12 protein-coding genes are annotated in these 13,067 nt (G+C 59.1%); 9 read left to right on the top strand and 3 right to left on the bottom strand.

Annotation, left to right across the window (positions count from 1 at the left end; translation table 11 throughout):
• Nucleotides 1-196: 196 nt before the first annotated feature.
• Nucleotides 197-1,474 (top strand): 4-aminobutyrate--2-oxoglutarate transaminase, encoded by a 1,278-nt coding sequence (gabT, locus tag ACMXYJ_RS00420; protein WP_415758396.1) that lies wholly within the window; start codon nucleotides 197-199, stop codon nucleotides 1,472-1,474.
• 149 nt (nucleotides 1,475-1,623) lie between these two features.
• Nucleotides 1,624-2,838, top strand: a complete 1,215-nt coding sequence (locus ACMXYJ_RS00415) for an HDOD domain-containing protein (protein WP_415758395.1) — start codon at nucleotides 1,624-1,626, stop codon at nucleotides 2,836-2,838.
• Between the two features lie 58 nt (nucleotides 2,839-2,896).
• On the opposite strand, the gene ACMXYJ_RS00410 is transcribed toward ACMXYJ_RS00415, so the two are convergent.
• Together ACMXYJ_RS00410 and desA are read right to left on the bottom strand one after the other, a co-directional pair.
• Nucleotides 2,897-3,886: a GGDEF domain-containing protein gene (locus tag ACMXYJ_RS00410; RefSeq protein WP_415758394.1), complete on the bottom strand. Its 990-nt coding sequence runs from the start codon at nucleotides 3,884-3,886 to the stop codon at nucleotides 2,897-2,899.
• 238 nt (nucleotides 3,887-4,124) lie between these two features.
• Nucleotides 4,125-5,312 (bottom strand): delta-9 fatty acid desaturase DesA, encoded by a 1,188-nt coding sequence (gene desA / locus ACMXYJ_RS00405; protein ID WP_008148210.1) that lies wholly within the window; start codon nucleotides 5,310-5,312, stop codon nucleotides 4,125-4,127.
• Between the two features lie 147 nt (nucleotides 5,313-5,459).
• Between desA and dibA the strand changes: the two genes are divergently transcribed.
• The 6 genes from dibA to ACMXYJ_RS00375 all read left to right on the top strand — a co-directional run bounded on the left by dibA (nucleotide 5,460) and on the right by ACMXYJ_RS00375 (nucleotide 11,616).
• Nucleotides 5,460-7,385: a phosphodiesterase DibA gene (gene dibA, locus ACMXYJ_RS00400; RefSeq protein WP_415758393.1), complete on the top strand. Its 1,926-nt coding sequence runs from the start codon at nucleotides 5,460-5,462 to the stop codon at nucleotides 7,383-7,385.
• Nucleotides 7,386-7,513: 128 nt separating this feature from the next.
• On the top strand, nucleotides 7,514-7,696 hold the full coding sequence (gene oscA, locus ACMXYJ_RS00395) for a sulfur starvation response protein OscA (protein ID WP_007945260.1): 183 nt from the start codon (nucleotides 7,514-7,516) through the stop codon (nucleotides 7,694-7,696).
• A 142-nt stretch (nucleotides 7,697-7,838) separates the two neighbouring features.
• The gene (locus ACMXYJ_RS00390; protein ID WP_129439495.1) at nucleotides 7,839-8,852 is read left to right on the top strand and encodes a sulfate ABC transporter substrate-binding protein; all 1,014 of its coding nucleotides are present in this window, start codon (nucleotides 7,839-7,841) and stop codon (nucleotides 8,850-8,852) included.
• Between the two features lie 70 nt (nucleotides 8,853-8,922).
• On the top strand, nucleotides 8,923-9,741 hold the full coding sequence (gene cysT, locus ACMXYJ_RS00385; RefSeq protein ID WP_007899634.1) for a sulfate ABC transporter permease subunit CysT: 819 nt from the start codon (nucleotides 8,923-8,925) through the stop codon (nucleotides 9,739-9,741).
• 12 nt (nucleotides 9,742-9,753) lie between these two features.
• Nucleotides 9,754-10,623: a sulfate ABC transporter permease subunit CysW gene (gene cysW, locus ACMXYJ_RS00380; protein ID WP_007899636.1), complete on the top strand. Its 870-nt coding sequence runs from the start codon at nucleotides 9,754-9,756 to the stop codon at nucleotides 10,621-10,623.
• Nucleotides 10,624-10,626: 3 nt separating this feature from the next.
• Nucleotides 10,627-11,616, top strand: coding sequence for a sulfate/molybdate ABC transporter ATP-binding protein (locus ACMXYJ_RS00375; protein WP_415758392.1), 990 nt, complete (start codon nucleotides 10,627-10,629; stop codon nucleotides 11,614-11,616).
• 91 nt (nucleotides 11,617-11,707) lie between these two features.
• Here ACMXYJ_RS00375 and ACMXYJ_RS00370 read toward each other — a convergent pair whose 3' ends face one another.
• Nucleotides 11,708-12,232: a DUF962 domain-containing protein gene (locus tag ACMXYJ_RS00370; RefSeq protein ID WP_415758391.1), complete on the bottom strand. Its 525-nt coding sequence runs from the start codon at nucleotides 12,230-12,232 to the stop codon at nucleotides 11,708-11,710.
• An 84-nt stretch (nucleotides 12,233-12,316) separates the two neighbouring features.
• Between ACMXYJ_RS00370 and ACMXYJ_RS00365 the strand changes: the two genes are divergently transcribed.
• Nucleotides 12,317-13,003 carry a Crp/Fnr family transcriptional regulator gene (locus ACMXYJ_RS00365; RefSeq protein WP_415758390.1) on the top strand — a complete coding sequence of 229 codons (687 nt, stop codon included), beginning with the start codon at nucleotides 12,317-12,319 and terminating at the stop codon, nucleotides 13,001-13,003.
• Nucleotides 13,004-13,067 lie beyond the last annotated feature (64 nt).

Raw genomic sequence — 13,067 nt, 5'->3', positions numbered from 1 at the left:
CTCGAAGGGATAAGCCCGGCAAGGCATTGCTTCAAACGCAAAGGGCACGAGAGCGCTGTCCCTTTGCGTGCTTCAAACGGAATTTTCTCTGTGGCCGGGAAAGCTGTGGCAGTCGATCATCGCATGCTGCCGTAGTTGCCTCCCCGCCGCATTTTCCTTGAACCACGCCGCCCGATGAGCGGTGAATGAGGACTTTATGAGCAAGACTAACGCATCCCTGATGAAACGCCGCGAAGCCGCTGTACCACGCGGTGTTGGCCAGATTCACCCGATCTTCGCCGAGTCCGCGAAGAACGCCACCGTGACCGACGTTGAAGGTCGCGAGTTCATCGACTTCGCCGGCGGTATCGCCGTGCTGAACACCGGCCACGTTCACCCGAAAATCATCGCCGCCGTGACCGAGCAGCTGAACAAGCTGACCCACACGTGCTTCCAGGTACTGGCTTACGAACCGTACGTAGAAGTGTGCGAAAAAATCAACGCCAAGGTGCCGGGTGATTTCGACAAGAAAACCCTGCTGGTGACCACCGGCTCCGAAGCCGTGGAAAACGCCATCAAGATCGCCCGTGCCGCCACTGGTCGTGCCGGCGTGATCGCGTTCACCGGCGCTTACCACGGCCGCACCATGATGACCCTGGGCCTGACCGGTAAAGTCGTGCCTTACTCGGCCGGCATGGGCCTGATGCCAGGCGGCATCTTCCGCGCGCTGTACCCGAACGAACTGCACGGTGTGAGCATCGACGATTCGATCGCCAGCATCGAACGCATCTTCAAGAACGACGCCGAGCCGCGTGACATCGCTGCAATCATCATCGAGCCAGTTCAGGGCGAAGGTGGTTTCTACGTCGCACCTAAAGAGTTCATGAAGCGTCTGCGCGCCCTGTGCGACCAGCACGGCATCCTGCTGATCGCTGACGAAGTACAAACTGGCGCTGGTCGTACCGGCACTTTCTTCGCCATGGAACAGATGGGCGTTGCTGCCGACCTGACCACCTTCGCCAAATCCATCGCTGGCGGCTTCCCGTTGGCCGGTGTTTGCGGCAAGGCTGAATACATGGACGCCATTGCTCCAGGCGGCCTGGGCGGCACTTATGCCGGTAGCCCGATCGCTTGCGCCGCGGCCCTGGCCGTGATGGAAGTGTTCGAAGAAGAGCACTTGCTGGATCGCTGCAAAGCGGTCGGCGAGCGTCTGGTTACTGGTTTGAAAGCCATTCAGGCGAAATACCCGGTGATCGGCGAAGTCCGTGCCCTGGGCGCGATGATCGCGGTCGAGCTGTTCGTTGACGGAGACAGCCACAAACCGAACGCTCCAGCGGTAGCCGCCGTTGTGGCCAAGGCTCGCGACAAGGGTCTGATCCTGCTGTCCTGCGGCACTTACGGCAACGTTCTGCGCGTCCTGGTACCGCTGACTTCGCCGGACGAGCAATTGGACAAAGGTCTGGCAATCATCGAAGAGTGCTTCTCTGAGCTTTGATTTAAAGTGCTCCGATGAGTGTGTGAACTGATCGACAAAAAACCCGCTTCGGCGGGTTTTTTTGTGTCCCTGGAGCCTATCGATGGCAAATGCGCTGTATCGAATGGCCAGCATTGACTAAGGTGCAAGCACTACCTTGGAGTGTGTAAATGACTGCTGTGGTGTTACCCGCTGCGCCGCGTGTGCTGATTGCCGAAGCCGACCCCTGGTCCCGCGACCTGCTCAAGCAGGTGTTGTTGAATGTGCGCTGCGACGCACGGCTGGATCTGTGTGCCGATGGTCAGGAAGCGCTGCACCTGTTGGCGGAAAATCCTTACGACCTGGTGATCGTCGACTGGGAGCTGCCCGGCGTCGATGGTTTGAATGTCTTGCGCAATGTCCGTCAGCGCAAACGCAACCCGCCGCTGCCGTTCATTTTGATGAGCAGCCGTAACGACAGCGCCAGTGTGCGCGAAGTCTTGCCCCTGGCGCCTGCGGCGTACCTGACCAAACCCCTGAACATGGAAAGCCTGACCCAACGCCTGCAGGACTTGCTGCTGAACGCCGGTGAAGAGCTGACTTGCGAAACACCTTCGCTGTCGCCAGGCATGACGTTGGCGGTTTACCTGGAGCGTCGTCGTGAGTTTGCCGACGGTGCGCCGCTGATGACTGACGTGCAGTTGGCGGTCAAGCGCAGCCTCAATCCCAATGGCCTCGATCTGACACTGCTGCATGACGAGATCCGTACCGATCCGCAAATCACCGCTGTGCTGATCGCCGCCGCCAACAGCGCGGCCCAGCATCATGGCGCCGCCGTACAAACCCTGTCCCAGGCGCTGCACCGCCTCGGCACCGGGCAAAGCATGAACCTGATTCTGGGGCTGGCCCTCAAGCGCAGTGCCCGCCTCAGCGATCCGTTTCTGGCCGACTATGCCGAGCGCTATTGGGAGTTGTCGCTGCGCACCGCCGAGTATGGCCGGACCCTGGCGCGCTTGCTGGATCTGGATCAAGAGCGCTGTTACTGCGCTGGCATGCTGCATCGCCTCGGCGACCTTGCGCTGTTGCGGTGTTTGCAGGAGTGGAAGCAGGCCGGTGGTGAGCTGGATGAGTGGGAGGAGGTTGGCGAGGCGCTGGCTGAATTCGGCGCGGCTTATGGTTCGGCGCTTCGCACTCGCTGGCGCCTGCCGCTGGAGCTGCGAGAGCTGATTGCAGCGGTCTACCAGTTCGGTGGCGGGGTTTACTCCCGCGAAGCGCTGGTGATGAACATGGCTGCGCAATTGGCGCGACTGACCGAGCATGAGGGCATTGAGGACCTGGCGAAGAGCCGGACGGCGCGGTTGCTCAAGATCGGGTTGCCGGAATTGATGCGTTTGCGCAAGAAATAGGCATCACACAAAACCTGTGGGAGCGAGCTTGCTCCCACATTGTTCTGTGTTGGGCCCACTAGCCGCAGACGATGCGGTTCTTGCCCTGGTGTTTGGCTTGGTACATCGCCGCATCCGCGCGGGCAAACAGGCTGTCGACGCTTTCGTCCTCGGCGGTGAGGCTGGTCAGGCCCTGGCTGACGGTGATGCCGAAGGTCTGGTCGCCATGGCTGAAACTCAATCGCTGAATCTCCCGTTGCAGGCGCTCGGCCACTTGCATGGCCATGTCTGGCGCACAACCGGGAAACACCGCTGCGAATTCCTCACCGCCAACTCGCCCGAACACATCGCCTCGACGCAAAGCCGCGCGACCGCTCTCGGCGATTCGTTGCAGCACGTTGTCGCCTTCCTGGTGGCCGTAGGTATCGTTGATTACTTTGAAGTTATCGATGTCCAGCAGCAGGAAGGCCAGCGGCGTGCCTTGGTGCCGTGCCTGTTCGAATTCGCGGTGAGCGCAGTCGAAGAAGTGGCGGCGGTTGCTGCTCTGTGTCAGCACGTCGGTGGTAGCCAGGCGTTGCAGCTCGGTTTCCATCTGCTTCTTGTCAGTAATGTCTTCGGCAATGCCGACGATGATCACCGGTTGCCCCGGCTCGGCCTGACGGTTGATGAAGCACTTGTCACTGAGCCAGCGGACCTGGCCGTCGGCGGCAATGATTCGATATTCGCGGTCTTCATCGGCACCTTTGACCAGTACTTCGGCCAGGCTGCGTTCGGCATAGTCCAGATCGTCGGGGTAAATGCTGTCGCGCCATTGGTTGTAGTCGGACAGCAACAAGCCTGCGGAGCGGCCGAAAATACGTTCATACGCGGGGCTGACATAGAGAACCCGACGGGATTCCCAGTCGAAGGCCCAAAGCACCGCGTTGACGCTCACCAGCAGAGCGCTGAACAGTTGTTCGCGTTCGCTCAGGCGCGCCACTTCGCCTTGTGCATGCATTAGCGCCAGCAGGGTTTGAGCGGCCTCGGGCCACTGCGGGAAGGATGAGTCTTGTAGGCTTTTATTGACCATCGACACAAAATCTCAAAGGGCGTGTGCCGCTCGAGGTTCGAAAGCGGCCAATACCAGGGCCCGCCTGGATGGCGAAGTGTCTTTGAGATAGGGGATTTTGAGCTTAGTTCCCGCCTTATGTGGTGAGGGAGCTTGCTCCCGCCGGGCGGTACTGGCGACGCGTTTTTCAATGAAAGAACGCGTCGTCAGGTTTTGCGACTGCTGCGCAGTCGAGCGGGAGCGAGCTCCCTCGCCACAGTCAGACTGCGGCGGCGGGGCGCAAGGAGTAGGTTTTCAACTGATCGGCGAAGTCGCGCAAGGATTGAATCCCGCTGGCTTCGGCTTCGTGTACCCAATCCTTGATGGCGGCCAGCATATCGTGACCATTTGAGCTGGTCTTGACCCAGATCTGCTGCAAGGCCAGGCGTTTCTCGTAAATTACCTTCAGCGCCTGACTGTGCTCGAGCATGGTCTGGATGCGAATGTGGTGTTTGTCATCCAGCAGGCTGGTTTCCCGCGAGAGCAGGCGCTTGGCGCGGTGGAACTGGTGACGGACCGAGTGATCGACCTTTTCCAGCTCTTGTTTGACCAGCGGTGCGATCACCAATTTGCGGTACTGGGCCATGATCTGGAAGCGATTGTTGAGGATCGCCATGGCGGTGTCCATGTCCAGGTTGCCTTTGCCTTCGACCCGATGGGCGATGGGCGCGACCCGCTGAACCTTGGCCAGGCGCAGGAAGCTGAAGACCTGGATCCAGGCCCAGCCGAGATCGAATTCCCACTTCTTCACCGACAGTTTTGCCGAATTAGGGTAGGTGTGATGGTTGTTATGCAGTTCTTCACCGCCGATCAGGATGCCCCATGGCACCAGATTGGTCGCCGCATCGCGGCATTCGAAGTTGCGGTAGCCGATGGCATGACCCAGGCCATTGACCACGCCGGCGGCCCAGACCGGGATCCACATCATCTGGATCGCCCAGATGGTGATGCCGATGGTGCCGAACAGCAGCAGGTCGATGACGCCCATGATGGCTACGCCCAGCAGCGGAAAACGGCTGTACAGGTTGCGTTCGATCCAGTCTTCGGGGCAGTTCTTGCCGTAGATGCGCAGGGTCTCGGGGTTTTCCGCCTCGGCACGGTACAGCTCGGCGCCTTTGCGCAGAACGGTGGAGAGGCCCTTGATGACCGGGCTGTGCGGGTCATCGACAGTTTCGCATTTGGCGTGGTGCTTGCGGTGGATAGCGGTCCACTCACGAGTGTTCTGTGCTGTAGTCAACCACAGCCAGAAGCGGAAGAAATGTTTCAGGCCTGCATTGAGCTCAAGCGAGCGATGGGCTGAATAACGATGCAGATAGACCGTGACGCCGATGATCGTCACGTGGGTCATCAGCAGGGTGACTGCCACCAGTGACCAGGGCGACAAGCCGAGAAAACCTTCGTACCACATAGGCTATTGGGCCCTCGATAAAGAAAAAAACAGCCGTTGCATTATCACTTAGCCCACAGATAAAACCAGTCGCCCTTTCAGATAAGAGTGGCTGGATGTTTCTTTTAACTATAATTCCTTCCATTTTAAAGGGACATGGACAGCCGAATGTCTGCCACCTATCGCGATGCTTTGCGTGCAGCGCTGCTTTACCTTCTGGTTTCTGTAGGTTGGTTGCTGTTTAGCGGTTATTTATTGAACAGTTTCTTCGATAGCTCCGCTGAGTTAATGCGATGGCAACTGATCAACGGTTACGCTTGGGTGGTATTCAGCGCCGGTTTGATTTTTCTCGCCCGGGCGCGATTATTCCGTTGCCTGGGGATCGGCGCAAAATTGCGTGAGCGTACTGAAGAGCGCGAGCGTTTGCGTCAGGCGGCCGCGGTGTTCGATTGCACGCGTGAGGGGGTGCTGGTCACCGACAACAAAGGGTTGATCGTCCATGTAAACCGGGCCTTCATGGCAATTACCGGCTATCAGAGCGAGGAGGTGCTCGGGCAGCGCCCCAGTCTGTTCAAGTCCGGTCATCACCCGCCGGCTTTCTACCAGGCGATGTTCGCGACACTCAACAGCACCTGCGAGTGGAGCGGGGAAATCTGGAACCGCCGCAAAAACGGCGAGATCTACCCGCAATGGCAGACCATCCGCGTCATTGATGACGAGAGGGGGCGGCGCAGCCATTACGTGGCCGTGTTTTCCGACATTAGTGCAATCAAGAACTCCGAACATGAGCTGACGCACCTGGCTCACTACGATCCGCTGACCGATCTGCCCAACCGCTTGCTGTTCACCGACCGCACCGAGCAGGCCCTGGCTTCGGCGCAGATTCACAAGCGCGGCTGTGCGTTACTGATGATCGATCTTGATCACTTCAAGATGATCAATGACAGCCTCGGGCATAGCATTGGGGACCAGTTGCTCAAGGGTGTTGCCGAGCGTTTGAGCGCGATGGTCGGTCCGGGAATCACCCTGGCGCGCCTTGGCGGTGACGAGTTCGCCGTGCTGGCTGAAAGCTGTCCGCAAATAGTGCACGCGGCGGCGCTGGCTCAGCGGATCATCGATGGTCTCAAAGAGCCGTTCCAGATCGACGGGCATCAATTGTTCGTCAATATCAGCGTCGGCATCAGCCTGTTCCCCGGCGACGCCTTGAGCGCCGAGCAGCTGTTGCGCAACTCCGACTCGGCGCTGTTCAAGGCCAAGAGTACCGGTCGCAACGGCTACGCCCTCTATACCGAAGAATTGACCGCTCATGCCCAGCAGCGGGTCGAGACTGCTTTCGAATTGCGCCGTGCGCTGGAGCAGCAGGAGCTTCGGGTTTATTACCAGCCGGTTCACGACCTCAACACCAGCCGCCTGATCGGCGTCGAGGCCTTAGTGCGCTGGGAGCATCCACAGCGAGGATTGGTGTCGCCGGCAGAATTCATTCCCATTGCCGAGCGCACCGGTCTGATCGCCGAAATTGATGCCTGGGTGATGCGCCAGGCGTGTGAGCAGATGTGCCAGTGGCAGCAGGCCGGGGTGGTGTTGTCGTTTGTCGCGGTGAATGTTTCTTCTCGTTTGTTCGCCCGCCGTGAGCTGTTTGGGCAGGTGGCGAAGGTGCTGCACGAAACCGGGCTGGATCCTGCCTGTCTGGAGCTGGAAGTCACTGAGAGCGCTGTGATGGATGACCCGGAAGTCGCGCTGGAGCAGATGCACCGGTTGCGTGAATTAGGTGTGCGGCTGGCCATCGATGACTTCGGTACAGGCTATTCGTCGTTGTTGCGCCTCAAGCGAATGCCGGTACAGAAACTCAAGATCGATCAGGGCTTCGTTGCGGGGTTGCCGTGGGATGAGGATGACGCGGCGATTGTGCGGGTGATCATTGCGCTGGCCCAGAGCATGGGAATGCAAGTTCATGCCGAGGGGATCGAGCAGGTCGAGCAGGCGGGTTTCCTGCTCGAGCACGGCTGCGATCTGGGGCAGGGCTACTGGTTTGGGCGGCCGGTGCCGGCCGGGCAGCTGGATTGGGGCCGGACGCCACAGATTCGCCAGCACTGATTGTTCTTTTGGTTATATTAAAATTCTTAAATAGTCTTTTTAAGAATATCAGCGCTTATCTACTATTGGTCTCACGCCGCAAGCAGTCTCGCCACTGCCAGGCAACCTCTAGTTGAAGGAGCAGCACCATGAGCGCATCCCTACGTAGCGTTGACGGCCAGGACGAAGCAACCATTTTGCGTGAGATCCAGAGCGCCTTGCGCGATCTGCGTTTTGGCGCAGTGGAAATCACCGTGCACAACGCGCAGGTGGTCCAGATCGAACGCAAAGAGAAATTCCGGTTGCAGAACCCAAGCAACAAACCGAGCTGAAACAAAGATCAAAAGATCGCAGCCTGCGGCAGCTCCTACGGGGGCTTTGTGTAGGAGCTGCCGAAGGCTGCGATCTTTGGCAGGCAACCCCGATTCCAGACCATAAAAAGCCATTACAAACAGAATTCCAGGAGCTTTCACCATGTCGTCGATTCGTCATTTCGCTTTGGCCGCCTTGGCCAGTGCCCTTTTTGCTGGTTCCGCGGTTGCCAAGGATTACGAACTGCTTAACGTGTCGTACGACCCGACTCGCGAGCTGTATCAGGACTACAACGCTGAATTCGTCAAGTTCTGGCAGAAAGACCACGCCGGCGACAGCGTGAAAATCCAGCAGTCCCACGGTGGTTCGGGCAAGCAGGGGCGGGCAGTGATCGACGGTCTGCGTGCCGACGTGGTGACCCTGGCCCTGGCCGGTGACATCGACGAAATCGCCAAGCTCGGCAAGACCCTGCCAGCGGATTGGCAGAAGCGTCTGCCGGAAGCGAGCACGCCTTACACCTCGACCATCGTGTTCCTGGTGCGCAAGGGCAACCCTAAAGGCATCAAGGACTGGGGTGACCTGACCAAGAACGGCGTGGAAGTCATCACCCCGAACCCGAAAACCTCCGGCGGCGCACGCTGGAACTTCCTCGCGGCGTGGGCCTATGGCCTGAAAGCCAATGGCGGTAACGAAGCGAAAGCCAAGGAATACGTGCAAACCCTGTTCAAGCACGTGCCTGTGTTGGACACCGGTGCTCGCGGTTCGACCATCACCTTCGTCAACAACGGTCAGGGCGACGTGTTGCTGGCTTGGGAAAACGAAGCCTTCCTGGCCCTGAAAGAAGACGGTGGCGCTGACAAGTTCGACATCGTCGTGCCTTCGCTGTCGATCCTTGCCGAACCACCGGTAGCCGTGGTCGACAAGAACGCCGAGAAAAAGGGCAACACCGAGATCGCCGAAGCGTACCTCAAGCACCTGTACAGCCCGGCCGGCCAGGAAATCGCGGCAAAAAACTTCTATCGTCCACGTGACAAGGATGTTGCCGCCAAGTACGCCAAACAGTTCCCGACACTGGACCTGGTGACCATCGACAAGGACTTCGGCGGCTGGAAAACCGCTCAACCGAAATTCTTCAACGACGGTGGCGTGTTCGACCAGATTTATCAGGCGCAATAACCTGAAATAAGCCATAAACGAGCCTCGAATTCCGATTCGAGGCTTTGCGCGTTCTCAACCAAGGACTTTTATGTCGCGTCGTATCTCCCCCGTCATACCCGGCTTCGGGCTGACGCTGGGCTACACCTTGGTGTACCTCAGCCTGATTGTGCTCATTCCACTGGCGGCGATGTTCGTGCATGCCGCTCAACTCACCTGGGACCAGTTCTGGGCGATTATCTCGGCGCCACGGGTGCTGGCGGCGTTGAAGCTCAGCTTCGGCACCGCGCTCTATGCCGCGATCATCAACGGCATCATCGGCACGCTGCTGGCCTGGGTGCTGGTGCGCTATACCTTCCCTGGACGCAAAGTCATCGATGCGATGATCGACTTACCCTTCGCATTGCCCACCGCTGTGGCCGGTATCGCGCTGACTGCGCTATACGCGCCCAATGGTTGGGTGGGTCAGTTTGCAGCGGACCTGGGTTTCAAGATCGCGTATACCCCCCTCGGCATCACCCTTGCCCTCACTTTTGTGACACTTCCATTCGTAGTACGTACCGTACAGCCAGTATTGGCCGATATCCCGCGTGAAGTGGAAGAAGCGGCGGCGTGCCTGGGTGCAAAACCGCTACAGGTTTTCCGCCATATTCTGGTGCCCGCGCTGCTCCCGGCTTGGCTCACAGGTTTTGCTTTGGCCTTTGCCCGCGGGGTCGGTGAGTACGGTTCGGTGATTTTCATCGCCGGCAACATGCCGATGAAAACCGAGATCCTGCCGCTGCTGATCATGGTCAAACTCGACCAGTACGATTACACCGGCGCCACGTCCATTGGTGTACTGATGCTGGTGGTTTCCTTCGTCCTGTTGCTGCTGATCAACTTGCTGCAGCGGCGCATCGAAACCCCATAAGGAGGCGCAAAAATGTCCCAATCGTCTATTGCTGCTGCTTCCTCGAACGCCGCCCGCCGTGGCAGTGCTTCATCGCGGCGAATCCTGATCGGCCTTGGCTGGCTGGTGTTCGCCCTGTTCCTGTTGCTGCCGCTGGTGATCGTGGTGTCTCAGGGCCTGAAGCTCGGAATCGGTGCGTTCTTCACCGCGATCTTCGAACCCGACGCTTTGTCGGCCCTGAAACTCACGGTGATCGCCGTGCTGATTTCAGTGCCGCTGAACCTGGTGTTCGGTGTCAGCGCCGCGTGGTGCGTGAGTAAATACTCGTTCCGCGGCAAGAGTATGTTGGTCACGCTGATCGACCTGCCATTCTCGGTTTCGCCGGTGATCGCCGGTCTGGTCTACGTGCTGATGTTCGGCGCCCAGGGTCTGTTCGGGCCGTGGCTGCAGGACCACGACATCCAGATCGTCTTCGCCTTGCCGGGCATCGTGCTGGCGACGATTTTCGTCACCGTGCCATTTGTGGCTCGCGAGCTGATCCCGCTGATGCAGGAACAAGGCACGCAGGAAGAAGAGGCCGCGCGCTTGCTCGGGGCCAATGGCTGGCAGATGTTCTGGCACGTCACCGTTCCCAACATCAAATGGGGCCTGATCTACGGCGTGGTGTTGTGTACGGCACGGGCCATGGGTGAGTTCGGTGCGGTGTCGGTGGTTTCCGGGCACATTCGCGGGGTGACCAACACCCTGCCGCTGCACGTCGAGATCCTCTACAACGAATACAACCACGTGGCCGCGTTCGCTGTGGCGAGCCTGTTGCTGATCCTGGCGCTCTTCATCCTGCTGCTCAAGCAGTGGAGCGAAAACCGTATTAACCGCCTGCGCGCCAGCGCCGCGGAGGAATAAGTCATGTCGATCGAAGTGCGTAACGTCAGCAAGAATTTTCACGCGTTCAAGGCGCTGGACAACATCAGCCTGGACATTCAAAGCGGCGAACTCGTGGCGCTGCTTGGCCCGTCCGGTTGCGGCAAGACCACCCTGCTGCGGATCATCGCCGGTCTGGAAACCCCGGATCAGGGCAACATCGTGTTCCACGGCGAAGACGTCTCCGGCCACGACGTGCGTGATCGCAACGTCGGTTTCGTGTTCCAGCACTACGCGCTGTTCCGCCACATGACCGTGTTCGACAACGTCGCGTTCGGCCTGCGCATGAAACCGAAAAAACAGCGCCCGAGCGAAAGCCAGATCGCGGTGAAAGTCCACGAGCTGCTGAACATGGTGCAACTGGATTGGCTGTCGGATCGCTACCCGGAACAACTCTCCGGCGGTCAGCGTCAACGTATTGCCTTGGCTCGTGCCTTGGCGGTTGAACCGAAAGTCCTGCTGCTCGACGAACCCTTCGGCGCCCTCGACGCCAAGGTCCGTAAAGAACTGCGTCGCTGGCTGGCGCGGCTGCACGAAGACATCAACCTGACCTCGGTGTTCGTGACCCACGACCAGGAAGAAGCGATGGAAGTCGCCGACCGCATCGTGGTGATGAACAAGGGCGTGATCGAGCAGATCGGCTCACCGGGTGACGTCTACGAAAACCCGGCCAGCGATTTCGTTTATCACTTCCTGGGTGACTCGAACCGGTTGCATCTGGGTGAAGACAACCATGTGCTGTTCCGTCCGCACGAAGTGTCGCTGTCGCGTCATGAGCTGGAGGATCACCACGCGGCCGAGGTGCGGGATATTCGTCCATTGGGCGCGACGACACGGGTGACGCTGAAGGTCGAAGGCCAGAGCGAGTTGATCGAAGCTGAAGTGGTGAAAGATCACGACAGCCTAATCGGGTTAGCGAAGGGCGAGACGCTGTTCTTCAAGCCGAAGGTCTGGCAGAAACTCGCCAACATCTAAAGCAAAAAGCATCGCCAGCAGGCTGGCTCCCACATTGGATCTGTGATCGACACAAATACCCTGTGGGAGCCAGCCTGCTGGCGATTGCGGTCTAAACCGCCGCACGATTCGGATTGACCCGCACGCCCCCAACCCGCGCCTCGATCTGCTCTTTCAGGTCATGCCGCAACCCCAGCAAAAACGCCAACTCAACCACCACAAACAACGGTCCGACAATAAGCCCCGTCACATCATCGACAAACGCCGGTTTGCGTCCTTCGTAGTGGTGACCGACAAACTGAATCGCCCAACCCACCACAAACATCCCGATGCCACTCGCCAGCCAGACCAGCGTGCTTTGTTGCGCGAGCACATGACCCAGCCAGACACATAGCCCCAGCAACACCGTCATCAGCATGCCCAGCCGTAACTCCAATCGCAGATAAAACCACGCCGAAGCCAGCGCCAGAAGCACGGCCGGTGACACCCAAACCCTGGCCAGCGACCACTCGGGCCGTGACAGCAGCACTGCCACGGCGACAACGATCAGCGGAATACCGATAAAGTGGCTGGCAATATTGCGCGGGTCACGGTGGTAGGCGGCGTATTGACTGAGATGGTCGACGAGGCTTTTCATTGTTGTTCCTCCTGTTGGGTGATGGATCATGCCCCGGGTCCACATTTCGCTCTGTCAGGCAGGCGACAATCTCCAGGAGTTTTCATGGACATGCAGGTTTGGCGTTCGCGGCTGGATAAAGGGCAGTGGTTCAGCCATTTACCTGTTCCTTTACAGAATAGTCTGCTGGCCGCCGCCAAGGTGCGGCGGTTGTCGCCAGGCCAGCGGCTGTTCAAGCGCGGCGATCCGCCGTGCGGGCTGTACGCGGTGCTCGAAGGTTCGGTGCGCATCGGCGCGGTGAGCGAGCAAGGCAAGGAGGCGCTGTTGAGCCTGGTGGAGTCGCCGCACTGGTTCGGCGAAATCTGCCTGTTCGATGGCCAGCCGCGCACCCATGATGCATTCGGTCTGGGTCATTGCACCCTGTTGCACATCCCGCAAGCAGTGCTGCTGACGTTGCTTGATGAGCAACCGGCGTACTGGCGGCAACTGGCGTTGCTGATGAGCCAGAAACTACGCCTGACCTTCATCAATCTCGAACAACTGAGCCTGATGCCAGCCGCCGCTCGACTGGCTCATCGCTTGCTGATGATCGCCGAGGGTTATGGCGAGATCGACCCGCCGCGACGGGTGTTGCAACTGCCCCAAGAACAATTGGCGTCGATGCTGTCGCTGTCGCGCCAGACCACCAACCAGATTCTCAAGGACTTGCAGGGGCAGGGGATTGTGAATCTCAAGTACGGCGAGATCGAGATTCTGGATGCGCAACGATTGCGCAAGTTGGCGATTATCTAAAACCCGGCGTTAGTGGTGGGCTTTGGACGCGAAGGCGCCTAGCCTGTGATGACGACAATCGAGG

The organism is Pseudomonas arabinosi, from assembly GCF_047758675.1.
Lineage (GTDB): Bacteria > Pseudomonadota > Gammaproteobacteria > Pseudomonadales > Pseudomonadaceae > Aquipseudomonas > Aquipseudomonas arabinosi.
The sequence above is the reverse complement of the archived record's forward strand: the minus strand, read 5'-3'. Positions and strand labels throughout refer to the sequence as shown.